Origin of the sequence: Thermomonas mangrovi, assembly GCF_028201335.1 — a bacterium.
GTDB lineage: Bacteria > Pseudomonadota > Gammaproteobacteria > Xanthomonadales > Xanthomonadaceae > Thermomonas > Thermomonas mangrovi.
Genome location: NZ_JAPEVV010000008.1, coordinates 107,528 through 131,901 on the forward strand (window position 1 = coordinate 107,528; position 24,374 = coordinate 131,901).

The 24,374-nt window shown below is 72.0% G+C and carries 22 protein-coding genes and 1 tRNA gene; 8 read left to right on the top strand and 15 right to left on the bottom strand.

All coding sequences use genetic code 11. The features are described from left to right. Positions 1–97 precede the first annotated feature (97 nt). Together epmB and ON759_RS12215 are read left to right on the top strand one after the other, a co-directional pair. Positions 98–1,144, top strand: a complete 1,047-nt coding sequence (epmB, locus tag ON759_RS12210; RefSeq protein ID WP_271680669.1) for an EF-P beta-lysylation protein EpmB — start codon at positions 98–100, stop codon at positions 1,142–1,144. 45 nt (positions 1,145–1,189) lie between these two features. Further along, on the top strand, positions 1,190–3,271 hold the full coding sequence (locus ON759_RS12215) for an EAL domain-containing protein (RefSeq protein WP_271680670.1): 2,082 nt from the start codon (positions 1,190–1,192) through the stop codon (positions 3,269–3,271). 75 nt (positions 3,272–3,346) lie between these two features. Here the strand turns inward: ON759_RS12215 and htpX are convergent, their stop codons facing one another. Then, the gene (gene htpX, locus ON759_RS12220) at positions 3,347–4,243 is read right to left on the bottom strand and encodes a protease HtpX (RefSeq protein WP_271680671.1); all 897 of its coding nucleotides are present in this window, start codon (positions 4,241–4,243) and stop codon (positions 3,347–3,349) included. Between the two features lie 84 nt (positions 4,244–4,327). Here htpX and gluQRS point away from each other — a divergent pair, with 84 nt between their 5' ends. From gluQRS to phaR, 3 genes are all read left to right on the top strand, one after another. Continuing rightward, a complete protein-coding gene (gene gluQRS, locus ON759_RS12225) occupies positions 4,328–5,236 on the top strand; it encodes a tRNA glutamyl-Q(34) synthetase GluQRS (protein WP_271680672.1) in 909 nt (302 codons plus the stop codon). Between the two features lie 35 nt (positions 5,237–5,271). Then, entirely contained in the window at positions 5,272–6,012 is a 741-nt protein-coding gene (gene phbB, locus ON759_RS12230) for an acetoacetyl-CoA reductase (protein ID WP_271680673.1), read from the top strand. 194 nt (positions 6,013–6,206) lie between these two features. Continuing rightward, positions 6,207–6,692 carry a polyhydroxyalkanoate synthesis repressor PhaR gene (phaR, locus tag ON759_RS12235; protein WP_271680674.1) on the top strand — a complete coding sequence of 162 codons (486 nt, stop codon included), beginning with the start codon at positions 6,207–6,209 and terminating at the stop codon, positions 6,690–6,692. 1 nt (position 6,693) lies between these two features. On the opposite strand, the gene hisIE is transcribed toward phaR, so the two are convergent. The 11 genes from hisIE to ON759_RS12290 all read right to left on the bottom strand — a co-directional run bounded on the left by hisIE (position 6,694) and on the right by ON759_RS12290 (position 17,041). Next, positions 6,694–7,308, bottom strand: coding sequence for a bifunctional phosphoribosyl-AMP cyclohydrolase/phosphoribosyl-ATP diphosphatase HisIE (gene hisIE / locus ON759_RS12240; RefSeq protein ID WP_271680675.1), 615 nt, complete (start codon positions 7,306–7,308; stop codon positions 6,694–6,696). Continuing rightward, positions 7,301–8,074 (bottom strand): imidazole glycerol phosphate synthase subunit HisF, encoded by a 774-nt coding sequence (gene hisF, locus ON759_RS12245; protein WP_271680676.1) that lies wholly within the window; start codon positions 8,072–8,074, stop codon positions 7,301–7,303. The genes hisIE and hisF overlap by 8 nt, the downstream gene beginning before the upstream one ends. Further along, positions 8,068–8,814 (bottom strand): 1-(5-phosphoribosyl)-5-[(5-phosphoribosylamino)methylideneamino]imidazole-4-carboxamide isomerase, encoded by a 747-nt coding sequence (gene hisA / locus ON759_RS12250; protein ID WP_271680677.1) that lies wholly within the window; start codon positions 8,812–8,814, stop codon positions 8,068–8,070. Before hisA ends, hisF begins: the two co-directional genes overlap by 7 nt. Beyond that, positions 8,811–9,413, bottom strand: coding sequence for an imidazole glycerol phosphate synthase subunit HisH (gene hisH / locus ON759_RS12255; protein WP_271680678.1), 603 nt, complete (start codon positions 9,411–9,413; stop codon positions 8,811–8,813). Before hisH ends, hisA begins: the two co-directional genes overlap by 4 nt. A 7-nt stretch (positions 9,414–9,420) precedes the next feature. Then, positions 9,421–10,503 carry a bifunctional histidinol-phosphatase/imidazoleglycerol-phosphate dehydratase HisB gene (hisB, locus tag ON759_RS12260; protein WP_271680679.1) on the bottom strand — a complete coding sequence of 361 codons (1,083 nt, stop codon included), beginning with the start codon at positions 10,501–10,503 and terminating at the stop codon, positions 9,421–9,423. Further along, positions 10,500–11,582 carry a histidinol-phosphate transaminase gene (gene hisC / locus ON759_RS12265; RefSeq protein WP_271680680.1) on the bottom strand — a complete coding sequence of 361 codons (1,083 nt, stop codon included), beginning with the start codon at positions 11,580–11,582 and terminating at the stop codon, positions 10,500–10,502. The genes hisB and hisC overlap by 4 nt, the downstream gene beginning before the upstream one ends. Next, on the bottom strand, positions 11,579–12,877 hold the full coding sequence (hisD, locus tag ON759_RS12270; RefSeq protein ID WP_271680681.1) for a histidinol dehydrogenase: 1,299 nt from the start codon (positions 12,875–12,877) through the stop codon (positions 11,579–11,581). Before hisD ends, hisC begins: the two co-directional genes overlap by 4 nt. Beyond that, a complete protein-coding gene (gene hisG / locus ON759_RS12275; RefSeq protein ID WP_271680682.1) occupies positions 12,874–13,788 on the bottom strand; it encodes an ATP phosphoribosyltransferase in 915 nt (304 codons plus the stop codon). The genes hisD and hisG overlap by 4 nt, the downstream gene beginning before the upstream one ends. Before the next feature lie 10 nt (positions 13,789–13,798). Further along, complete coding sequence (locus ON759_RS12280) at positions 13,799–14,113, bottom strand: YerC/YecD family TrpR-related protein (protein WP_271680683.1); 315 nt, start codon at positions 14,111–14,113, stop codon at positions 13,799–13,801. Positions 14,114–14,235: 122 nt separating this feature from the next. Then, positions 14,236–15,150, bottom strand: coding sequence for a M48 family metallopeptidase (locus ON759_RS12285; protein ID WP_271680684.1), 915 nt, complete (start codon positions 15,148–15,150; stop codon positions 14,236–14,238). Between the two features lie 34 nt (positions 15,151–15,184). After that, positions 15,185–17,041, bottom strand: coding sequence for a formylglycine-generating enzyme family protein (locus tag ON759_RS12290; RefSeq protein ID WP_271680685.1), 1,857 nt, complete (start codon positions 17,039–17,041; stop codon positions 15,185–15,187). Between the two features lie 78 nt (positions 17,042–17,119). On the opposite strand from ON759_RS12290, the gene rnd reads away from it, so the two are divergent. The 3 genes from rnd (at position 17,120) to ON759_RS12305 (ending at position 19,695) form a co-directional block, all read left to right on the top strand. Further along, entirely contained in the window at positions 17,120–18,223 is a 1,104-nt protein-coding gene (gene rnd / locus ON759_RS12295) for a ribonuclease D (protein WP_271680686.1), read from the top strand. A 32-nt stretch (positions 18,224–18,255) separates the two neighbouring features. Next, complete coding sequence (locus tag ON759_RS12300) at positions 18,256–19,557, top strand: amidohydrolase (protein WP_271680687.1); 1,302 nt, start codon at positions 18,256–18,258, stop codon at positions 19,555–19,557. A 62-nt stretch (positions 19,558–19,619) separates the two neighbouring features. Continuing rightward, positions 19,620–19,695, top strand: a tRNA-Ala gene (locus tag ON759_RS12305). 52 nt (positions 19,696–19,747) lie between these two features. Here ON759_RS12305 and ON759_RS14030 read toward each other — a convergent pair. The 3 genes from ON759_RS14030 to lysA all read right to left on the bottom strand — a co-directional run bounded on the left by ON759_RS14030 (position 19,748) and on the right by lysA (position 24,283). Continuing rightward, a complete protein-coding gene (locus ON759_RS14030; protein WP_425608481.1) occupies positions 19,748–21,367 on the bottom strand; it encodes a serine hydrolase in 1,620 nt (539 codons plus the stop codon). A gap of 94 nt (positions 21,368–21,461) precedes the next feature. Continuing rightward, positions 21,462–23,048: a serine hydrolase gene (locus tag ON759_RS12320; protein WP_271680688.1), complete on the bottom strand. Its 1,587-nt coding sequence runs from the start codon at positions 23,046–23,048 to the stop codon at positions 21,462–21,464. Then, entirely contained in the window at positions 23,045–24,283 is a 1,239-nt protein-coding gene (lysA, locus tag ON759_RS12325; RefSeq protein ID WP_271680689.1) for a diaminopimelate decarboxylase, read from the bottom strand. The genes ON759_RS12320 and lysA overlap by 4 nt, the downstream gene beginning before the upstream one ends. Positions 24,284–24,374 lie beyond the last annotated feature (91 nt).

A 24,374-nucleotide genomic window follows, 5' to 3' on the forward strand; every position in this document is an offset into this window, starting at 1 on the left:
GCCACCCCCGCGGGCGGCATAGAATGTCGGGTTCAGGTTCGCCCCGCCCCGGCCCGTGGCGGGCCAAGCCGGAACAGGCATTGGATCGAAGCCCCGCATGATACCCGCAGCCCCCGCCCCCTTGCAGCACCCCGCGCCTCGCCGGTGGCAGGCGGCATGGCGCGAGGCCGTGCGCGACCCCCGCGAACTGCTGGCGATGCTGGGGCTCGGGGCGCTGGCCGGCAGGTTGTCCGAGGCCGCGGCACGGCAGTTCCCGCTCCGGGTACCGCGCGGGTTCATCGCGCGGATGCGCCACGGCGACCCCGCCGACCCCCTGCTGCGGCAGGTGCTGCCGGTGCTGGAGGAGGACCGCATCGTGCCGGGATTTGGCCTGGACGCGGTCGGCGACGGCGCGGCGCGGCGCGGCGGTGGCCTGATCCACAAATACCGTGGCCGCGCCCTGCTGGTGGCCACGGGCAGTTGCGCGGTGCATTGCCGCTACTGCTTCCGCCGCCACTATCCATACGCGGACGACAGCGCCGCCGCAGCCGGCTGGCAGGAGGCGGTGGCCCTGGTCGCCGCCGACCCCTCGCTGCACGAGGTGATCCTGTCCGGCGGCGACCCGCTCTCGCTGGCCGACCACAAGCTCGCCGAGCTCACGGAGGCCCTGCGCGGCATCCCGCACGTCCGCCGCCTGCGCCTGCACACCCGGCTCCCCATCGTGCTGCCCGAACGCGTGGATGCCGGCCTGCTCGCCTGGCTGCACGGCCTGCCCTGGCCGGTCACCATCGTGGTCCATGCCAACCACGCCAATGAATTCGATCCCGCCGTCGATGCCGCCATGGCCGCCCTGCGCGCCACCGGCGCCAGCCTGCTGAACCAGGCGGTCCTGCTGCGCGGGGTCAACGACAGCGTGGACGCGCTCGCCGACCTGTGCGAACGCGGCCACGCCGCGGGCGTGCTGCCGTACTACCTGCACCAACTTGACCGCGTGGCCGGCGCCGCCCACTTCGAAGTGCCCGACGGCGAGGCCCTCGCCTTGCACGCCGGGCTCGCTTCGCGCCTGCCGGGCTACCTCGTTCCACGACTGGTCCGCGAGATCGCCGGCGAGCCCGGCAAGACTCCGCTGCAGGCCGCGATCGGGCGCATCGCGCCCGCGGAATGATGTAGCCTGACCACACCCCCTCCGCACCATGGACACCCGCATCGCATGGCCATCGGCAAGGACACCGCGCTTCGACTGACCCTGGTCGACGACCAGGTCAACGAGGCAGAGGCCATCGTCAGCAGCCTGCGCAATGCCGGCATCGCCGTGCGCCCGCTGCGCCCCGAATCGCTGGACGAACTCGCCGCCATGCTGGCGCAGCAGCCGGTCGACCTCGTGCTCGCGGAACACGCCTCCCGCCTGCTGCCGTTCAACGAGGTGGCGATGGTGGTCGGCGGCAGCGGCCGCGACGTTCCCCTGCTGGCCGTGCTCGACGGGGTCACCGACGAAATCCTCGATGACGTGCAGGCGCTCGGCGCGCACGGGGTGGCCCTGCGCGGGCGCCCGCAGCAATTGCTGCGGGCCGTGCGCAACGCGTGGACCGACCTCGACGCACGGCGCTCGCAGCGGCAGCTCGAATCGCAGATGCGGGAGACCGAACGCCGCTGCGACAGCCTGATCGATTCCTCGCGCGAGCCCATTGCCTACATCCACGAAGGCATGCACATCCGCGCCAACCAGGCCTACCTCGAGATGTTCGGCTACGAAGCGTTCGAGGATGTCGAAGGCATGTCGCTACTCGACCTGGTGGCGCCGGCGCATGTCGGCGACTTCAAGCTGCTGCTCAAGCGCCTCTCGAAGGGCGAGGCGCCGCCGCCGCGCTACGAACTGACCGCCCGCGACATCGAGGGCCGCGATTTCCCCGCGGTGATGGAGTTCACCGCGGCGCAATACGAAGGCGAGCCCTGCCAGCAGGTCATCTTCCGCCGCCAGGCCGCGGGGCACGATCCGGAACTCGCCCGCCAGCTGGAAGACCTCAAGCAACGCGATGCGGCCACCGGCCTGCTCAACCGGCCCACCTTCGTCGCCTCGCTCGACGCGGCCGTGGCGGAGGCCGCGGCGCAGGGCGCGAACCATGCCCTGTTGCTGATCGAGGCCGACCACGCGAGCCAGTTGCTGGACGTGATCGGGCTGGATTCCGCCGACCAGCTGATGGCCGCGATGGGCGAGCGCCTGCAGGCAAGCGCCCCGCAAGCGATCGCGGCCCGCTTCGGCGAACGCCAGCTCGCGCTGCTCCAGCGCGACAGCGACCACGTGGCCACCACACAGCTCGCGGAGCGGATCCGGGAGGCATTCGCCGCCCACGTGCTGGCCGTTGGCAGCCATTCGCTCAACGCGACGGTGAGCATCGGCGGCGTGCAGATCGGCGAGAAGATCGCGAGTACCAGCCAGGTGCTGGCCAAGGCGAGCCAGGGCATCGTCGCCGCGGTCGGGGTCGGCGGCAACCGCGCCGAGCTGTACGACCCGGGCGCGGTGGATCGCGCGGAACTGGAGCGCATCGCGGCATGGGTGGCGCGGATCGAGCAGGCCATCCAGGAGGATGCCTTCCGCCTCGACTTCCAGCCCGTGATCGCGCTGCAGGGCGACGGCAGCGAGATGTACGAGATGTTCCTGCGCCTGCACGGCAGCGACGGCGAGCCGGTCGAAGCCGATACCTACCTGCCGATCGCCGAGGAGCATGGCCTGCTCGGCAGGATCGACCGCTGGGCAATCGCGCATGCCATCGCGCTGGCGGCCGCGCGGCAACGCGCGGGCAAGCGGACGAGGCTGATGTTGTCGGTCTCGCAGGAGGCCATCCTGGACCCGGCGATGCCGGCCTTCGCGCAAGGCTTGCTGGCCGAAGCCGGTGTCGCCGGCGAGTGCCTGGTCCTGGGCGTGCAGGAGTCGAAGGTCTTCACCAACCTGCGCGCGGTGCAGGATTTCGTCGCCTCGATGGCGGCGATGGGCGTCCGCATCGTGCTGGAGCGCTTCGGTGCCGGCCTCAACTCATTGCAGCTGCTCGCGCACATCGAGCCGGCACTGCTCAAGATCGATCCGCAATTCATGGACGACCTGTCGAAGAGTGCGCAGTCGCAGCAACAGGTCCGCGAGATCGCCCGCGAGGCCGGGGAGCGCCGCATCCAGACCATCGCCGACCGCGTCCAGGATGCCGCCAGCATGACCTTGCTGTTCTCCGCCGGGGTCGATTACGTGCAGGGCGATTTCCTGGCACCCGCCGGCCCGGACATGAACTACGACTTCAGCTGAGCCGACGCGTGCACCGGCAAGAAAAAGCCCGCCGGATGGCGGGCTTCTCGTTGGTGCTTCGCGGCTCGGGCCGGATCAGGCGACCACGCCCTGGCGGACGCGGCCACCGTCGGGCTGCGCGTTGCGCAGCGCGGCGATCCGCTCTTCCAGCGGCGGATGGCTCATCAGCAGGCGGCGCAGGCCATGGCCGACCCCGCCGCTGATCCCGAACGCGGCCACCTGCTTGGGCAGGCTGCTTTCGCCGTAGGTCCGCGACAGGCGCTCGAGCGCGGCGATCATCTTCGGCCGGCCGGCCAGCGCGGCACCGCCGGCGTCGGCGCGGAACTCGCGGTGGCGGGAGAACCACATCGCGATCATCGAGGCGAACAGGCCGAACACCATGTCCAGCACGAACACGCTGAGGTAATAGCCGATGCCGTAGCCGTCGCGGTTGCCCAGGTAGCCGTCGATCGCGCGCCCGACCAGGCGCGACAGCACGATCACGAAGGTGTTCAGCACGCCCTGCAGCAGCGCCATCGTGACCATGTCGCCATTCGCCACGTGGCTCACCTCGTGGGCGAGCACGGCCTCGGCCTCGTCGCGGTCCATCGAACGCAGCAGGCCGGTGGAGACCGCGACCAGCGCATTGTTGCGGTTGGCGCCGGTGGCGAAGGCATTGATCTCCGGCGCGTCGTAGATCGCCACTTCCGGCATGCCGATGCCCGCGGCCTCGGCCTGCCGGCGGACGGTGGCGTGCAGCCACTGCTCGACCTCGTTGCGCGGCTGCTCGATGACGTGGGCGCCGGTGGTGCGCTTGGCGATCCACTTCGACATCAGCAGGGACACGATCGAGCCGCCGAAGCCGAACAGCGCGGCCATCACCAGCAGGCCGCCGAAGCTGCGCGGGTTCACGCCGAGCAGGGACATGACGATACTGACCAGGGCCAGGACGGCCAGGTTGGTCGCCAGGAACAGGAACAGTCGCTTGAACATGGATGTACATCCCGCCGCGGAACCGGTCGCGGCTTTCCCCGGAAGTGTGGCTGCCCGTTGGTAAATTCAATCTGAAAGCCGCCGATGCCGACCTCCCCCTACCGCGGGCGCTTCGCGCCCTCCCCCACCGGCCCCTTGCACGCCGGCTCGCTGCTGGCGGCATTCGGGAGCTGGCTGCTGGCGCGCCAGGCCGGGGGCGAATGGCGGGTCCGGATCGAGGACATCGACCCCCCGCGCGAAGTGGCGGGCGCCGCGGCCGGGCAGCTGGCGACGCTGGCGGCCTTCGGCCTGCTGCCGGACGGGGCGATCGCCTACCAGCACGCGCGTGGCGCGCTGTACCGGGCGGCACTGGATCGCCTGCTGTTGCAAGGCGATGCCTTCGAATGCCATTGCAGCCGGGCCGACCTCGCCGCCACCGGCGGCATCCACCGGCGCTGCATCGCCACCGCCCCGCGCCCGGACCCGGCCATCCGCCTGCGGGTCCCGGACGGCTGCCACATCGCCTTCGACGACGCGGTGCACGGACGGGTCTCCCAGCGGGTGGACCTGGAGGTCGGCGACTTCGTGCTGCTGCGGGCGGACGGCCTCTGGGCCTACCAGCTGGCGGCGGTGGTGGACGACGCCGCGCAGGGCATCACCGACGTGGTCCGCGGCGCCGACCTGCTGGACTCGACCCCGCGCCAGATCCTGCTGCAGCATCTGCTGGGGCTGCCGGTCCCGCGGCATGCGCACCTGCCGCTGCTGCTGGGCGAGGACGGGCGGAAGCTGTCGAAGTCGGACGCCGCATTGCCGGTGGACGCGACCGACCCGGCGGGGACCCTGCACGGCCTATGGCGCTGCCTCGGGCAGGCCCCGTTGCCGGCCGCGGACCGGCGCACGCTGCCCGGCTTCCTCGCGGCGGCCACCGCGGCGTTCCAGCTGGACCGCGTGCCAACCCGGGCGATCCCGCGATCCGCCGCGATGCACAACGCAAATGTCGCCGGGGATGCCTAGAATCCGGGCATCCCTTCGCAGCCCAGGAGCAGCACATGTCTTCCAGAGTCGCCCTCGTCACCGGCGGTACCGGCGGCATCGGCACCGCCATCGTCAAGCGCCTCGCCGACATGGGCCACAAGGTCGCCACCAACTACCGCAACGAGGAGCGCGGCCGGGCGTGGCAGGCGAAGATGAAGGACGCCGGCTACGACGTGTTCCTCGCCAAGGGCGACGTCACCTCGCCGCAGGAGGCGGAGGCGATGGTGCGCGAGGTCGAGTCCGCGCTCGGCCCGATCGACATCCTCGTCAACAACGCCGGCATCACCCGCGACGGCACCTTCCACAAGATGAAGGCCGACCAGTGGACCGACGTGATCAACACCAACCTCAACTCGTGCTTCAACGTCACCCGCCCGGTCATCGAGGGCATGCGCGAGCGCAAGTGGGGCCGGGTCATCCAGATCAGTTCGATCAACGGCCTGAAGGGCCAGTACGGACAGGCCAACTACGCCGCCGCGAAGGCCGGCATGCACGGCTTCACCATTTCGCTGGCGCGCGAGAACGCGCGCAACGGCGTGACCGTCAACACCATCTCGCCGGGCTACATCGCCACCGACATGGTGATGGCGGTGCCGGAGGAAGTGCGCGCCAAGATCGTCGCCGACATCCCGACCGGCCGCCTCGGCACGCCGGAGGAGATCGCCTACGGCGTCGGCTTCCTCGCCGACGAGCAGGCGGGCTGGATCACCGGATCCAACCTCGACATCAACGGTGGCCACCACATGGGCTGGTAGCGATTCGCGAAGTCCGCTCCGCCAACGTCGCCCCACCGCCTGCTTCCACGCACCATCCGCGCCTGTCTCCAGGGACCAGGCATCCAGCGATCGGGCCGGCTTGCCGGCCCGTTTTGCTGCAGCCATGCTGCGCCGGTTGCAACTCTTGCTGCGCTGCGCCATGCTGCGGCCAGCGCCGCTAGAGTGTTTGCTCCATGACTGCGATCCGGATCATCAAGAAGTACCCGAACCGCCGCCTGTACGACACCGAGATCTCGAGCTACATCACCATCGAAGACGTGCGCCAGCTGATCGTGGATGGCGAGTCCTTCGAGGTGCGCGACGCCAAGTCCGGCGAGGACCTGACCCGCCAGGTGCTGCTGCAGATCATCGCCGAGCACGAGCAGGACGGGCAGCCGATGCTGTCCACCCAGTTGCTGAGCCAGCTGATCCGCTTCTACGGCGATTCGCTGCAGGGCTTCATGGGCAACTACCTCGAGCGTTCGATGCAGCTGTTCCTGGAGCAGCAGCAGCAGTTCCGCCAGCAGATGGGCGGCATGCTCGGGCAGACGCCGTGGACCATGCTGAACCAGCTCACCGAGCGCAACATGGAATTGTGGAAGGACTTCCAGAAGAACCTGGTCGGCGGCATGGGCAGCCCGACCGGCACCCGCGGGCACGACACCCGCAAGCCGCGCTGAGTCAGCCGGCGGCGCGGCGCGCCAGTTCGGCGCGCACGTCGTCCCAGGCCAGGCCACGCGCGCGCAACAGCACCAGCAGGTGGTAGACCAGGTCCGCGGCCTCGCCGCGGAGCGCCGCATCGTCGGCGGTCACCGCCGCAAGCGCGGTCTCGACGCCTTCCTCGCCGACCTTCTGCGCGATCCGCGCGATCCCCGCGTCGAGCAGCCGCCGGGTGTAACTGCCCTCGGGCGCATCGGCCACGCGACGGGCGACCACGCCATCGAGCGCGGCCACGCTGTCCGCCGGCGCCGTCGGGAAGCAGCTCACTGCCCCGGTATGGCAGGTTGGCCCGGCCGGGCGCGCACGCACCAGCAGCGTGTCGGCGTCGCAGTCGGCTTCGATCGCCACCAGCGCGAGCCCATGCCCGCTGGACTCGCCCTTGGTCCACAGGCGTTGCCGGCTGCGGCTGAAGAAGGTCACCCGGTCGCTCGCCAGCGTCGCCGCCAACGCGTCGTGGTCCATGTAGCCGAGCATCAGCACGCGCAGGGTGTCGGCGTCCTGCACGATCGCCGGCAGCAGGCCGTCCTGCTTGTCCCAGGCCAGCGTGGCCGGGTCGAATGGAATCGTGTCAGCCAAGGCGCACCTCGATGCCGTGGTCGTGGAGGAAGGACTTGAGGGCCGGGATCGCCACCGTGCCGGCATGGAACACGCTGGCGGCCAGCGCCGCGTCGACATCGGCCTCGGCGAAGGCGGCGAGGAAATGCGCCGGTACCCCCGCCCCGCCCGACGCCACCAGCGGCACCGCGCATGCCGCGCGCACCGCCTGCAACTGGGCGACGTCGTAGCCCGCGCGCACGCCGTCGCTGCCCATGCAGTTGAGCACCACTTCGCCGGCGCCGCGGTCCTGCACCTCGCGCACCCAGTCAAGGGTGCGTCGCGATTCGGCGCGGGTCCGCGCCGGGTCGCCGGTGAAGCTGCGCACCCGCCATTCGCCGTCGTCGTCGCGCAGCGAGTCGATGCCGACCACCACGCACTGGCTGCCGAACGCGGCGGCCAGTTCGTCCACCAGACCGGGGCGCTGCAGGGCCGGCGTGTTGACCGACACCTTGTCGGCGCCCGCATGCAGCACGGCGCGGGCGCGGGCCACGCTGTCGATGCCGCCGGCCACGCAGAACGGGATGTCCAGCAGGTCGGAGACGCGGGTGACCCAGCCGGTGTCGACACCGCGCCCTTCCGGGCTGGCGGTGATGTCGTAGAACACCAGCTCGTCGGCGCCGGCATCGCGATAGGCCAGCGCCAGCGCCTCGATCGCGCCCATGTCCACGTGGTCGCGGAAGCGCACGCCCTTCACCACGCGGCCATCGCGCACGTCCAGGCAGGGAATGATCCGCCGGCTCAGCATGACGCGGCCTCGCGCAGCGCTTCCGCGACGGTGAACCGGCCTTCCAGCAAGGCGCGCCCGAGCACGATGCCGGCGCATCCCGCCTCCGCCGCCGCGCGCACATCGGCGAGTTCGCGCACGCCGCCCGAGGCCTGCAGGGCCAGGCCAGGCCAACGCGCGGCCAGCGACGCATAGAGCACGAAGTTCGGTCCCGCGAGCATGCCGTCGCGGTCGATGTCGGTGCACAGCACGTGGCGCGCACCGGCATCCGCGTAGTCCGCCAGCAAGGCCTCCAGGGTGCCGTCGCCGGTCTCGGTCCAGCCATGCACCGGCAAGCGCCAGCTGCCGTCGTCGGCGCGGCGCGCGTCCAGCGCCAGCACGATCCGCTCGACGCCGAAGCGTCGCAGCCAGCCCGCCACCCGCGCCGGCTCGCGCACCGCCAGCGAACCGATCACCACCCGCGCCGCCCCCGCGTCGAGGATGCGCTGCACGTCGGCCTCGTCGCGCACGCCACCGCCGGTCTGCACGGCCAGTCGTCCGTCCGCGGCCAGGGCCTGCAGCAGCGGGGCCAGCGTGTAGCCGCCAGCGCGCGCGGCGTCGAGGTCGACCAGGTGCAGCACCGATGCACCGGCATCGGCATAGGCCAGCGCCAGCGCCAGCGGATCGGCGGGGTAGCGGGTCTCGCGCGCGTAATCGCCCTGCGCGAGCCGCACCACGCGGCCATCGCGCACGTCGATCGCGGGAATCGGGAGGATGCTCACGCCGGTGTCCATGCCAGGAAATTGCGCAGGAAGCGCGCGCCGACCTCGCCCGAACGTTCCGGATGGAATTGGGCGCCGGCGACATGGCCGCGCGCGACCGCCGCGCAGAACGGTTGCCCGTGGGTGCAGGTGGCGATCGCGTCGCCGCTGGCGGCGACGCCGTAGGAATGCACGAAGTACGCCTGCGCGCCGGCCTCGATGCCGGCCAGCAACGGTGAATCGCCCACCGGTTGCAACGCGTTCCAGCCCATGTGCGGCAGGCGCACGCCGGGGCCGGCCGGCAACCGCCGCACCGTTCCCGCAAGCAAGCCGAGGCCGGCGACATCGCCCTCCTCGCTGCGCTCGAACAGCACCTGCATGCCGATGCAGACGCCCAGCAGCGGCGTGCGCGACGCGCGCAGCAGAACGTCCAGGCCGGTCTCGCGCAGGATCGCCATCACCGGGCCGGCCGCGCCGACGCCGGGCAGGACCAGGCGCGAGGCCGCGGCGATGCGCGCCGGTTCGCGGCTGACCTCGGGCGCCATCCCAAGCCGGGCGAACGCCGCGCGCACCGACCCGAGGTTGGCGCCGCCGGCATCGATGATGACCAGCTCGCTCATCGCCGCCTCACAGCACGCCCTTGCTGCTGGGCAGCGCGTCGCCCTCGCGGCGCAGTGCCATCCGCAAGGCACGCGCCACCGCCTTGAAGCAGGCCTCGACCTGGTGGTGGGCGTTGTCGCCGCGCACCGCGAGGTGCAGGGTCATGCCGCCGGCCTGGCACAGCGAGTGGAAGAAGTGCGCGACCAGTTCGGTGGGCAGGTCGCCGACGCGCTCGCGCGCGAACGTGCCCTCGAACACGAAGTACGGACGCCCCGACAGGTCCAGCATGGCGGTGGCCTGCGCCTCGTCCATCGGCAGCACGAAGCCGTAGCGGGCGATCCCGCGCTTGCCGCCCAGCGCCTCGCGCAGGGCCTGGCCCAGCGCCAGCGCGCAGTCCTCGACGGTGTGGTGTTCATCGATGTGCAGGTCGCCGCTGCAACGCAGGCGCAGGCCGAAGCCGCCGTGGGTGCCGAGCTGCTCCAGCATGTGGTCGAAGAAGCCCAGCCCGGTCGCGACCTCCGGCTTCGGGGATGCGTCGAGGTCGACCTCGACCACGATGTCGGTCTCGTGGGTCCGGCGCGCCACCCGCGCGATCCGCGGCGCGTCCACCAGCGCATGCGCGATGTCGGCCCAGGACACGCCATCGCCGAACTGCGGGCTGCGCAGCTTGAAGCCGCGGATGCCGAGGTTGCCGGCGAAGGCGATGTCGGTCTCGCGGTCGCCGACCATCGCGCTGCGCGCCCAATCGATCCCGCGGTCGCGCAGCAGGTGGGTCACCAGCCCGGTCGCCGGCTTGCGGGTCGGCGCCTTGTCGGCGGGGAAACTGGTGTCGACCAGCACCTCGCGGAAGCGGATGCCCTGGCTCTCGAACACCTGCAGCATCAGCCCATGCGGGCCTTCGAACGCGTCGCGCGGGAAGGCCTCGGTGCCCAGCCCGTCCTGGTTGGTGACCATCACGAACTGCCAGCCCGCGTCGCGCAACCGCAGCATCGCGGGGATCACGCCGTCGACGAAGCGCAGCTTCGCGTAGGCATCGACCTGGAAATCCTCCGGCTCGGCGATGAGGGTGCCGTCGCGGTCGACGAACAGTACCGGTACCGGCGCGCTCATGCCGCCCTCCGCATGGCAGACAGCGCCGCAAGCACGCGATCGTCCTGCGCCGGCGTGCCGATGCTGATGCGCAGGGCATCGCCGAGCGCCGGCGTGGCGCGCATGTCGCGGACCACCACGCCCGCCGCGAGCAGCGCCTCGTAGGCGGCTTGCGCATCGTCGAACCGCGCCAACACGAAATTGCCCTGCGAGGGATACACGGCGCGCACCCCGGGCAGGCACGCCAGTGCGGCCTGCAGGCGCGCGCGCTCCGCCCGCACCTGCGCCACCCCATCCGCAACCTGCGCCAGCGACGATGGCGCCAACGCCGCGAGCGCCGCCGCGACTGCCGGTTGCGCCAGCGGATACGGCGCCTGGCAACGCTGCAGCAGGCGCACGACTTCCGGCGAGGCGAGCACGCTGCCGATCCGCGCAGCCGCGAGCGCATGCGCCTTCGACAGGGTGCGCAACAGCACGAGGTTGTCGTGCGCGTCCAGCAGCGCGGGGTCCAGCACCTCGTCGGCGAATTCGGCATAGGCGCCGTCGACCACGACCAGTGCGCGCCCGGCAAGCCGCGCGGCGAGCTCCTCGATCGCGTCGGCCGGCACCGCTTCGCCGGTGGGGTTGCCCGGATTGCAGACGAACACCAGGCCGGCACCCGAGGCTTCGGCGGCGTTCGCCATCGCACCGAGGTCGCTGCGCCAGGCCTCGCCGGTATCCAGCGCCGGGACCTCGACCACACGCGCACCGTGCAGGCGCGCGCAGACCGCGTACATCCCGAACACCGGCGGCGCGATCACGATGGCGCCGCGCCCCGGCGGGCAGAACGCGCGCAGCAGCAGGTCGATACCCTCGTCGCTGCCGCGGGTGACCAGCAGCGCCTCGGTGGGAACGCGGTAGAGCCGCGCGAGGGCGCTGCGCAGCGCCTGCGGCTGGGGATCCGGGTAGCGCCGCAGCGTGCCGTCGGGATCCGCGACGGAGGGCAGCGCCGACTCGTTCGCGTTCAGCCAGACCTCGCCCTGCACCGCATGCGAGCGCGCCGAGGCATAGCCGGCGAAATCGCGCAGGTCCTCGCGCAGCAGGCGGGACGCGGTGCTCATGCGCCGGCCGCCAGTCGCAACTGCACCGCGCGGGCGTGCGCCTGCAGGCCCTCGGCCTCGGCCAGGGTCACCGCGCACGGGCCGATCGCGCCGAGTCCGGCACGCGTCGCGTGCTGCACGGTCAGCGACTTCATGAAGCTGGACACCGACAGCCCGCTCCACGCGCGCGCCGCGCCACCGGTAGGCAGCACGTGGTTGCTGCCGCTGCAGTAGTCGCCGAGCGACTCCGGCGTCCAGTCGCCGAGGAACACCGTGCCGGCATTGCGCACGTCGTCCAGCCAGCGTTCCGGCTCGCGTACCGACAGGATCAGGTGTTCCGGCGCATAGTCGTTGCTGATCGCGATCGCCTCGGCGATGTCGCCCACGCGGATCAGCCGCGAATGCGCCAGCGCCTTGCGCGCGATGTCGGCGCGCGGCAGTGCCGCGACTTGGCGCTCGACCTCGACCGCGACCGCGTCGAGCAGGGCCGCATCGTCGCTGAGCAGGATCACCTGCGAATCCGGCCCGTGCTCGGCCTGCGACAGCAGGTCGGCGGCGACGAACACCGGGTTGGCGCGGGCGTCGGCGACGACCAGCACTTCCGACGGTCCCGCCGGCATGTCGATCGCCGGCCCGTCCGGGCGCTCCGACGCCTGCCGCTTGGCCTCGTCGACCCAGGCATTGCCCGGGCCGAACAGCTTCTCGCAACGCGGCACGCTGGCCGTGCCCAGGCTCATCGCGGCGATCGCCTGCGCCCCGCCGAGCTTGAAGATGCGCGCGTTCGGCGCGTAGGTGGCGGCGACCAGCACCGCGGGATCGGCGCTGCCGTCGCGGCGCGGCGGCGTGCACAGCACGATCTCGCCGCAGCCGGCGAGTTGCGCCGGGATCGCCAGCATCAGCGCGGTCGAAGGCAACGGCGCGCTGCCGGCCGGCACGTACAGCCCGACCGGGCTGATCGGCCGCAGCACGCGTTCGCAGCGCACGCCCGGCGCGGTGTCCAGCGCGTACGCGCGCGGCATGCCGGCGCGGTGGAAGGCGTCGATGCGCGACGCCGCCTCGTCGATCGCGGCGCGCAACGCCGGGCCCACCGCGGCCACCGCGGCAGCGCGTTCCGCGGCATCGACCTCGAACGCCTCCAGGCGCACGCTGTCGTAGTGTTCGGTCAGCACGCGCAGGGCCACATCGCCGCGCGCGGCCACGTCGGCCATGACCTCTTCCACCCGTGCCTTGACCCCCGCCGCCAGCGACCGCGTCGGCCGCGTCAGCAGCTGCGCGCGGGTCGTGTCGTCCATCGCGGACCATTCGATGCGCTTCATGCCAGCATCCTCTCGACCGGCAGCACCATCAGCCCGCGCGCACCCGCGCGCTTGAGCTCCTCCAGCCGCTGCCAGGTGACCACGCCATGGCACAGCGCCTGCATCGCGAGCATGTCCTCGCCCTCCATCGGGTAACTGGTGGGCGGTTCCGCGTCCGGCAGCAGGCGCAGCACCTGCGCGACCGCCGCGCGCGGCGCCTGGAACATCAGCAGCTTGCTGTCGCGGATGCGCATCACCCCGTCGATCCGGCGCAGCAGCATCTGCGCGGTCTCGGCCAGGGTGGGGTCGAGGTCGGCGACCGGCCCCGCCAGCACCGCCTCGCTCTGCAGCAGGTCGCACACCGGCACCAGCTGGTTCGCGGCCAGCGTCGCCCCGCTCGAGACCAGGTCGCAGACCACGTCGGCCTGCCCAAGCCGCGGCGCGATCTCCACCGACCCCGACAGCACCACGACGTCGGCCTGCACGCCCGACGCCGCCAGCCATGCGCGGGTCAGCGCCGGGTACGAGGTGGCGATCCTGCGTCCCTGCAGTTGCGCCGCGCCCTGCCAGTCCCAACCCTGCGGCACCGCCAACGACAGCCGGCAGCCGCCGAAGCCGAGCGCGCGCCACTCGCGGAAGTTGGCGCCGCGGCCATCGCCGGCGCGCTCCGCCGCCTGCTCGGCCAGCACGTTGCGGCCCACGATGCCGAGGTCGCAGAGCCCGCTGTCGATCAGGCCGGGGATGTCGTCGTCGCGCACCAGCAACAGGTCGACCGGGGCATTGTCCCCGTAGCAGAACAGCTTGTCGGGGCTTTCCCGCCACGACAGGCCGCAACTGCCCAGCAAGGCGCGGGCGGGCTCGCTGAGGCGGCCGTTCTTCTGGATGGCGATGCGCAGGCGATCGCGCACGCCGGGGGCGGCGACGGGACTCATGCCGGTGACCTCAATGGGAAGGAGTGTGCGCGGCGAGCGCGGCGGCATAGCCGCCGGCACCCTGCTCCAGGGTGCGGGCGACGCGGCCGATGGTGGTGACGCTGACGCCGGTCTTGTCGTGGATGCCGCGGTAGGGCTCGCCGGCACGCAGCAACGGCACCACCTTCCAGCGGTCGCACATCGCCTCGAGCTCGGCCGGCGTGCACAGGTCCTGCAGGAACGCGGCGACCTGGCGCGGATCGTCGAGCGCGGCCAACGCCTCCGCCAGCGCGCGGAAATCCGCGGCACTCTGGCGCTTGGGCGGGTTGTAGGGCCGGCTCTTCATCGTGATCCAATGTATTAACGTGTTAGTACATTAATCCACGGATGCGAGCTGCGTCAACCACCCCCGTAAACGCAGGACGGGCCTTGCGGCCCGTCCCCGTGCGACGCCGTGGCGCGGTCGCCTCAGCCGTTGGCCGCTGCGGTACCGGCCTGGCCGCAATACTTCTGCCGGAAGGCCAGCGCCTTGGGCTGCAGCGCCTGCAGGTGCTGGATGCGGGACTCGGCGCTGGGGTGGGTCGACGCGAATTCCGGCGGGCTCTGGCCGCCGCTCATCTGGCCCATGCGCTCCCACAGCGGCACGGCTTCGGCCGGATCGAAGCAAGCCGCAGCGGCGAGCATCAGCCCGACCTCGTCCGCCTGCGATTCGTGGGCCCGCGCGTACGGCAAGGCCGAGGTGACGCCATACGCCGACATCACGGTCTGCAGGGTGCCGGCGTCCATCCCGCTGGCGGCGCCGGCCATCTGCCCGATCTGCTCCAGCTTGCCGCGCGCCATGCGCTGCGCGCCATGGCGCATCAGCGCGTGGGCAATCTCGTGGCCCATCACCACCGCCATCCCGTCCTGGTTGCGCGCCACCGGCACCAGGCCGGTGTAGACCGCCATCTTGCCGCCCGGCAGCGCGAACGCATTGGCCTGGTCGGACTGGATCACGTTGACCTGCCACTCGAAGTTGGCGGCGAAGTTCTGCGCCTGCAGCCCCTTCTCCGCGGCGAGGTCGGCCTCGACCTCGTCCACCCGCGCGATCAGGCGCTCGGCGATCGAGCGGATCTGCCGCGCCACCTCGGAATTGGGGTCGACCGGGCGCTCCTGGCTCAGGATCTCCTGGTAGGCCTGCAGGCCCAGCGCGTTCTCGTCGGCGGCGCTCAGGTTCTTGTCGATCATCACCTGCTCGCCGGTGTAGGGATCGACGGTGCGGTTGGAGAAGTAGTAGTAGGCGGCATAGGCCGCGAACGCCACCAGCACCCAGATGCGCAGGCCGCCGCCCCCGAGTCCCCGACGGCGCGGCGCGCCCTGATTGCCGAACGGATCCTGTCGCATCGCCTGCTCCCCGCGCCTGCTGGCGCCGTCATCGTCAAAGTTGTCGAACCACCCGGAACCCGATCCGCGCGTTGGTGGCATCGGTGCCGCCGAACGCGCGCCACGCCGAGCGCACCTGCGCCGGCGCGCTGGCCCAGGAACCGCCACGGTACATCCGGTTGCGGCAGCCGGGGTTGACCCAGGCGGCGCCGGTCGCCGGTGCGCGGCGGTAGCCGACATGCCAGCAGTCGGCCACCCACTCGCTGACGTTGCCAGCGAGGTCGTGAAGACCGTATGCATTCGGCGCGAACGAGCCCACCGGCGCCGGCCCCCACCAACCGTCGCCGTAGCCCGCGAAGGCATTGCTCCAGCGCCGCCCCTGCGGGGACACGTCGGCGGTGCCGGTGACGTTCTCGCTGCCGGCCGGCGGCATCGGCGCATCGCCCCAGGGATAGCGGCCCTGCCCGCCCGCGCGCAGGGCGTACTCGAACTCGGCCTCGCTGGGCAGCCGGTAGTGCGCGCCGGTCTGCGCGGACAACCAGTCGGCGTAGGCCTCGGCGTCGCGCGCGGTGACGTGCAGGACCGGATCGTCCTCGCGCGCCGGGCGGCCGTCGTAGGCGGAGCGCCAGTCGATCCCGCTGGCGCGCACGAAGTTGCCGCTGCGGCCGTCGTACACCATCGAGTGGCCACGCGAACTGGCGCGCGGTTCGTAACCGGTCGCCTGCACGAAGCGACGGAATTCGCCGACGGTCACCTCGCGTCGCGCCATCGCGTAACCGCGGTCGAGGCGGACGTAATGCTGCGGGCGCTCGGCATCGTCGCCCTCGGGGTCGTCCTTGGCCGAGCCCATGCGGAACGCGCCATGCGGCACCACCACCAGCTCCGGCCCGCGCGAGCCGTCCTGCATGCCGTCGGTGAACACCTGGCCGGGACGGAACAACCCGTAGTGGGTGACGAGGTCGATGCGCTTGCGCAATTCGACGCTGGCCGGATCGCGCGGGTCGGCGATCCGCAGCATCTCGGCGAGCCGCTCGCGCGCCACGTCCAGGCCGCCGGCGTCGCCCAGCGCGATCAGCCCCTGGTCGCGCAGCCAGCGCACGCGCGCGCCGCGGATGGCATCGATGCGGCGCAATGCCGCGGGAATGGTGTCGGGGTCGTGGCGGACCCGGGCGGCCAGCGCCAGCTGCGCCTGCGCACGGGCGAAATCGCCGGCCTGCGCGGCCTCTTCGGCGCGCCGGATGAGTGCGCTCTCGACCGCGGCCATGCCCTGCGCCGCGCGCGCGGAACCGGGCACCAACACCAGCGCCTCGGCGAACGCCTGGTAGGCGCCGGCTTCGTCCTCGCGTCCCGGCGCACCGGGATTGCCGGCCGCCAGCAAGGCCTCGCCGCGCGTGCTCCAGTCCCAGGCGCGCTCGGCGCGGTCGACCTGGGCGAGGTAGGCCATCACTGCCGGGTCTTGCGGCCAGAGCCGTCGCAGCACCGCACCCCGTCGCTGCGCCGCGCGCAGGGCGTCCAGGTCGTCGTCGCCGGCGCGCAGCGCGTCTTCGCCCTGCGCCAGCAGCGCCGCGCGCGCTTCCTCCAGCAGGGCGGCATCCCCGGCATCGCCCGGTTGCAGGCGCTGCAACCCGAACAGGATCGGGATCGCGGCGTCGGCGGTTTCGAACAGGTCGCCGGCGGCCAGCGCCTTGCGCGCACGCTGGCGGGCGGATGCGGCCTCCGTGCGCGAAAGCTCGACCGCCGGGAGCGACCAGCTCAATACGGCGGCGATCGCATCGTCGCCGCTGATCCGCACCGTCCCGGTCGGTGTCGCGGGCGCGGCCGCGGGCGTGGGCGCCTCGCGCGGCCCGCATCCGGCGAGTCCGCAGGCGATCACGGCGATGGCGGTCCAGCCTGCGCGCAAACCTCGCTCCATGCTCCGGTGACATGCGCCGGGACGGCGCCCGGCGCGGTTAGGGTAAGCGATCCCCGCCGCGACCCGCATAATGCCGGGATGCCGCACTGGATCGACACCCCCGACGCGTTGCACGCGTCCCTCGCACGGTTGCCCGCGGTCATCGGGCTGGACACCGAATTCATCCGCGAACGCACCTACTGGCCGCAGCTGGCGCTGGTGCAGGTCGCACTTGGACCCGCCGACGACGACATCCTGCTGGTCGACCCGCTGGTCGACGGCATGCGCGAGCCACTGGCCGCGCTGCTGGCCGCGCCCACCGTGCTCAAGGTGATGCACAGCCCCAGCGAGGACCTGGTCGCCTTCCGCCACTTCTGCGGCGTGCTGCCGCAGCCCCTGTTCGATACCCAGCTGGCTGCGGCGTTGTGCGGTCTCGGCGCGGGATTGGGCTACCAGAAGCTGGTGCTGGCGGAGACCGGCATCGCGCTGGACAAGGGCGAGACGCGCTCGGACTGGCTGCGGCGGCCGCTTTCGCCGTCGCAACTGACCTATGCAGCGGACGACGTGCGCCACCTGCACGCCCTGCACGCCAGCCTGCAGGCACAGCTGGCGGCGAACGGCCGCGGCGCGTGGGAATCCGAAGACGGCGCGCGCCTGCTGGCGTCTGCGGCCAGCGACGACGGCGAGCGCTGGCCGCACCTGTCGATGCGCAGTGCGCAGTTCCTCGATGCCGCCGGCCAGGTGCGCCTGCTGCGGCTGCTGCGCTGGCGCGACGCGCAGGCCCGGCGTAGCGACAAGCCGCGCAGCTGGATCCTCGACAACGAACTCGCGGTGGCCCTGGCGCGCACCAACCCGGCCGAGCGCCGCGCCTTCGACGCCCAGCTGGATGCCGCCCCGAAGGCCCCGCGCGGGCTGCGCGACGCGCTCTGGCTGGCCTTGTCGACCCCGCTCGACGACGAAGCGGATGCGCCGCCGGCACGCGGCGACGACCGCGACAAGCGGCAATTACGCGCGATGCAGGACGCGGTGGCGGCCATCGCGGGCGAGCTCGGCATGCCGGAAGGACTGCTGGCCTCGCGCCGCCTGCTGGAAGGCCTGCAGGACGGCGGCGGCTGGACCGGCCCGCTGGCCGGCTGGCGCCGCGACCAGTTGCAGGCACGGCTGCAGCCGCTGCTCGGCGAATCCGCCCCGCCGACGCGCTAGGATCGCGCCGTCACCCCGGGGGAAACCACGCCATGCGCCACTTGCTGCTCGCCGCGCTCGCGGCGACGTCGTCCCTGCCCGCCTCGGCGGCGGATCCCCAGGTCGAGGCGATGGCCGCGACGGTCGATGCCAAGGTGCTGGCCTGGCGCCGCGACCTCCACCAGCACCCGGAACTCGGCAACCGCGAAGTGCGCACCGCACGCCAGGTCGCCGAGCACCTGCGCGTCCTCGGCTTCGACGACATCCGCACCGGCGTGGCCACCACCGGCGTCACCGCCGTGCTGCGCGGCGGCAAGCCGGGGCCACGGATCGCGTTGCGCGCCGACATGGACGCACTGCCGGTCACCGAGCGCAGCGGCCTGTCGTTCGCGTCGAAGGCGACGGCGACGTTCCGCGGCGAGGCCGTGGGCGTCATGCACGCCTGCGGCCACGATGCGCACACGGCGATCCTGATGGGCGTGGCCGAGGCGCTGGCCAAGGCGCGCGCCGACCTGCCCGGCGAGATCCTGTTCGTGTTCCAGCCGGCCGAGGAAGGCCCGCCCGACGGCGAGGCCGGCGGCGCCAGCGAGATGCTGCGGCAGGGCCTGTTCGCCGGCTTCAAGCCGCAGGCGATCTTCGGCCTGCATGTGTTCAGCACGCTCAACGCCGGCCAGGTCGGCTGGCGCAGCGGCCCGGCGATGGCGGCCTCGGACCGCTTCAACATCGTGGTGCAGGGCCGGCAGACGCACGGCTCGCGGCCGTGGGGCGGGATCGACCCGATCGTCGCCGCGGCCGACATGATCGGCACCGCGCAGACCATCGTGAGTCGTCGCCAGAACATCAGCCGGCTGCCGGTGGTGGTCAGCTTCGGCGCGATCAAGGGCGGCATCCGCTACAACATCATCCCGGATTCGGTGGAGCTGATCGGCACCATCCGCACCTTCGACGACGGCATGCGCGACGCGGTGTTCGCCGACCTCGCCAACGTCGCCGAGAAGGTCGCGGCCGCGCACGGGGCGACGGTGGTGGCGAAGATCCCGGACAAGCCGGGCAACCCGGTGACCTACAACGATCCCGCGCTGACCGAGCGGGTGGTGCCCAGCCTGCGCAGGGCGGTGGGCGAGGCCAACGTGGTGGCGATGGACCTGAACATGGGCGCCGAGGACTTCAGCTTCTACGCCCGCGAGGTGCCGGGGTTCTTCTTCTTCGTCGGTGCCACGCCACGCGGGCAGGACGCGCTGCGGGCGCCGTCCAACCACTCGCCGGCGTTCTTCCTGGACGAGGACGCGCTGAAGGTCGGCACCCGCGCGATGCTGCAGCTGGTGCTGGACCACCAGCGCGGGACCGGGGCCTGACCGGGCGCCCGGCGGGCGCTTGCTTGCCGGCCCCGGCTTCCACTAGACTTGCGCTCCCTCGTGGGGCCATAGCTCAGCTGGGAGAGCGCGTCGTTCGCAATGACGAGGTCGGGAGTTCGATCCTCCCTGGCTCCACCACGATCCGAAGGAAGCCGGCCATGCGCCGGCTTTTTTCATGCCCGCAGCCGGCTCAGTCGCGCAGGAACAGCGCGCCGACCGCCAGCGCAGTCGCGTAGGGTGGGTCTTCGTTGCGGTTGCTCAGCAGGACCACGGTCAGGCGCTGCCGCGGCCAGCGCACGATGACGTTGCGGAAGCCGATGGTTTCGCCGGAATGCCACTGGGTGTCGCCGGTGATCCGCCAGCCGAACCCGTAGTGCGCGTCGATGCCCTCCCCCGCCACCGCCACCTGCGGGGCGAACGCCAGCGCCCGCGAGGCATCCGAGAGCAGGCGGTCGTCGTACAGCGCTGCGTCCCACCGAGCCAGGTCATCGACGTTCGAATAGATCCCGCCATCGCCCAGCACCGCGCTGGTGGCGCTCTGGTCGGTGCGCACCCAGTCCTCGCCACGTCGGCTGTAACCCCAGGCGCGATGCGGCACCGCGGGGCCGCCGGCCACGTAGGCCAGGGTGTCGTGCATCGCCAGCGGCTGGAAGATGCGGCTGCGCAGGAAGGCCGGATACGCCTGCCCCGACGCGCGCTCCACCACCAAGGCCAGCAGCGCGTAGCCGCTGTTGCTGTAGCGATAGGCCGTCCCCGGCGTGAACGACGGCGGCGCGGCTTGTTCCAGCAATGCCAGCACGCCGGCATCGCGGATCTGCTGCACCCCATCCGGCGGCATCAGGTCTTCGTAATCGGCCAGGCCCGAGGTGTGGGTCAGCAGGTGGCGCAGGGTGACCCGGTCGGCGGAGGCTGGCAGCGAGGGCAGCCAGCTGCGCACGGGATCCTCGATCGAGAGCACGCCATCCTGGGCCAGCAGCAGGATCGCCGCCGCGGTGAACTGCTTGCTGACCGAGGCCAGCCGGTAGTTGGTGCCCGGGCCAGCCTCGATCCCGGTCTCCAGGTCCGAGCGGCCGTAGCCGCGGTCGACCAGCGCGCGTCCATCCTGCAGCACCAGCAGGCTCGCGCCCGGCACGTCGCCGTCGTAGCGCTGCATCAGGGCATCGATCCGGGCCTCTCGCTGGGTGTCGGGTGCGGTCACGGGCACATCGTAGAGGGTGTCGGGGCTCGGTTCCGGGCGGAACGTGTAGTGCCACCACTCCATCGGGTAGTTGCGGAAGCCCTCCGCGGCCATCGCGTCGCGCAATTGCCCGCGGTTTGCGCGCTGGACTGCATCGACGTCGGAAGCATCGGTGTTCGCGCGGCTGCCGAAGTAATCGAAGTCGGTGCCCATGTCGAGCGCGCGGCACTCCGCGCCTGACGCATCGCATTGCAAGAGGGTGAGGTCCACCGTCGCGCCGCGGCTGTGGCCCGACACCGGGGCGATGTACTCACCCACCAGCGCGGCCTTGGGCAGGGTCGGGTAATGGGTCGCCTTGGTGCGTTGATCCGCGGGATCGCTGGCCCAGCGCATGAAATGCGCCACCGCGCGCGCGGGCCGGTAGCAGTCGTACACCCGCAGCCGCTGGTGGCGCTGGCGCAGCCGGGCCTCCACCCGCGCCAGCGCCTCGGCCGCCTCGCGCTTGAGCCAGCAGCGTGGCGCGAGGTAGCCGTCCACCGGTGCGCCGACGAAGTTGTCGCGCCCGAAATACTTGATGTCCTGCGACAGGTCGGGCACGAGGCTGCGCAGGTCCACCAGCCCGGCTTCCTCCATCGTTCGGGCTGGCGACAGGGTCGGCTCGGGGCTCGGCGCGACCGTGCTGCAGCCGATGACGGCCAGCAGTGCGGCGGACAGGGCGAGGCCACGCCTAGTCACAACCGCCCACCCGGGTGAAGGCCAGGTGTTCGTAGTCCGAACTGAAGTCGCCCTCCGGGTTGCGCTTGGCCATGCGCAGGCTGCGTGCGTCGCCGCTGCCGCTGAAGTCCAGCCAGGCGTCCTCGTCCACCGCTTCGTCGTCCCAGTGCAGGAAATGCCGGCCAGCGAGCAGGCTGATGCGGCCGTGCATCCGCGGCGACTTCGACGCGCGCCACTCGACCCCGTCGCCGGCCGCGCAGATGCGCACCTCGCCGAACCACGGGTCGCGCCAGGTGCCGAGCCACCCGTGCATCTGCGCCGCGGACACCGGGACGCGCGTGGCGATGTCGGGCAGCGCCGGCCTGGTGGAGGCGACGGCCGTCGGGGCAACGGGACGCGCGAGGTCGTCGGCATAGCCGTCCACGCCCAGCGAGGCGTCCGGCGCGGTGAACAGCTTGAGCAGCACCTCGCCGAGCACGGTGCGGGCATTGCCGCCCTCGCCATTGATCATGAACACGAAGCCCGAGCGACGATCCGGCAGCAGCAGCATCATCGAGTACATGCCGCCCAAGGTGCCGGTGTGCGACACGGTCCATTCGCCATCGGCATCGGCGACCCGGAAGCCGTAGGCATAGGCGTAGTAATGGGTGTCGTCCCAGCGCTTGCGCAAGGCGGAAATCGGCATCGGCGTGCGCGCCTTCCACATTTCGGCACGCTGCACCGGGCCCAGCCAGGCCAGCTGGGATGCATCGGGCGCCAACCAGTTGCGCATCCACGCCAGCATGTCGTCGAGCGTGCAGCGGATGCCGCCCGCCGGTGCGGAGGCGATCTCCGGGACGAGGTCGGCATCCGCGCGGGTCAGCACGTTGCGCCCGTCGACCCGCGCATGCGGCTGCGCCACGCTGCCGGCATCGGCCAGGCGGAAGGTACCGACCCGGCATCCGGCCAGGCCCAGCGGCGCGAACAGTTCGCGACGGACAAGCTCCTCGTACGACGCCCCGCCCGCTGCGGCCGCCACCTGCCCGGCGACCACGTACAGCAGGTTGTCGTAGGCGTAGCCGGCGCGGAACCCGTAGGCCGGCGGGATGTGGCGCAGGCCGCGGACGATGTCGTCGCGGGTGAATAGGTTGGGTTCGGGCCACAGCATCAGGTCGCCGCCGCCCTCCGGCAGGCCGCTGTTGTGCACCAGCAGGTCGCGCACCGTCATGTTGCGGGTGACCCACGGGTCGTGCATCGCGAACGCCGGCAGGTGCTTCACCACCGGGTCGTCCCAATCGAGCTTGCCCTGCTGGACCAGGCGCGCCAGGACGGCGGCGGTCATCGCCTTGCTGTTCGATGCGATCTTGAACAGCGTCGCGCCGGTCACCGGCTGGCCACTGCCGGCCACCGTCTCGCCATGGCCGCGGGCGTACACCACCTTGCCATCGGCGACCACGCCGACCGCGATGCCGGGCAACTGGTAGCGCGCGATGGTCGCGCGCACCGCCGCATCGATCGCCTCGGGGCTGGGCGTGGCGGGTGGGGTCCGGGCAACTGCAGCGGCAGGCAGCGCCAGCGCCAGCAGCAGCAAGGCAAGGAACCAGCGAGGAGCCGAGGTCATGCAGTCGTCCAGTCGGTCGCGAAGCACTCACCGGCGATCATCGCATCGAAGTCCTGCCGCCGGCGGACCAGCGCGTAGCGGCCGCCGTCGACCATGACCTCCGCCGGCAACGGGCGCGAGTTGTAGTTGGAGGCCATCGATGCCCCGTAGGCGCCGGCCCCGAGGATGGCGACGAGGTCGCCGGCCTCGCAGCGCGGCAAGCTGCGGTCGATGGCGAAGGTGTCGCCGGTCTCGCACACCGGGCCGACCACGTCGTAGGCCAGCCGCTCGCGGCCGCTGTCGACCAGCGGGACGATGTCGTGCCAGGCGTCGTAGAGGCTCGGCCGCAGCAGGTCGTTCATCGCCGCGTCCAGCACCAGGAACCGTCGCGACGCGCCCTCCTTCACCAGCAGCACCCGCGACAGCAGCACGCCGGCTTCCGCCACCAGCCAGCGGCCCGGCTCCACCAGCAACCTGCCATCGAACCCCGCCAGCGCCTCGCGGATCGCGGCCACGTAGTCGACGGCGGCGGGCGCGTGCTCGCCTTCGCGGTAGCGCACGCCCAACCCGCCACCGACGTCGATGCAGGAAAGCCGATGGCCGGCCGCCGCGAGGTCGCGCCACGCCCCGGCCATCCGCGCCAGCGCCTCGCGGACCGGCGCGAGGTCCAGCAGTTGCGAGCCGATGTGCATGTGCAGCCCATCCAGGTGTACGTCCGGCCAGGTGGCGCCGGCATCGAACCAGGCATGCGCCTCGGCGATCGACACCCCGAACTTGTTCTCCGCGCGTCCGGTGGAGATCTTCGCGTGGGTCCGCGCATCGACGTCCGGGTTGATCCGGACCGAGGCATGCGCGCACACGCCGAGCGCGCGTGCACGCGCCTGCAGCAGGTCGAGTTCCGGCCGCGACTCCAGGTTGAAGCGCGCGATCCCGGCCTGCAGCGCGGCATCGATCTCGCCCGCGGACTTGCCGACCCCGGAGAACACGATCCGGTCCGCCGGGATCCCGGCGGCCAGTGCCCGCCGCAACTCGCCACCGGACACGATGTCGGCGCCGATCCCCTCGCCCGCCAGCAAGGCCAGCAGCGCGCGGTTGCCGTTGGCCTTGACCGCGTAGCAGATCCCCGCATCCAGCCCGGCCAGCGCGGACTGCAGGGCGCGCGCCCGCGCCAGGATCGCCGGCGTCGAATACACGTACAGCGGCGTGCCCTCGCGTTGCGCCAGCGCCGCCAGGTCGACGCCAGCCAGGGTCCGCATGTCGGGGGCATCCGTTTGCATGTTCGTACCAAAAAAAGCGGCGGCCCGACCACCGGACCGCCCCAGGGGAAATGCTCCGGGCCGTCGCCGG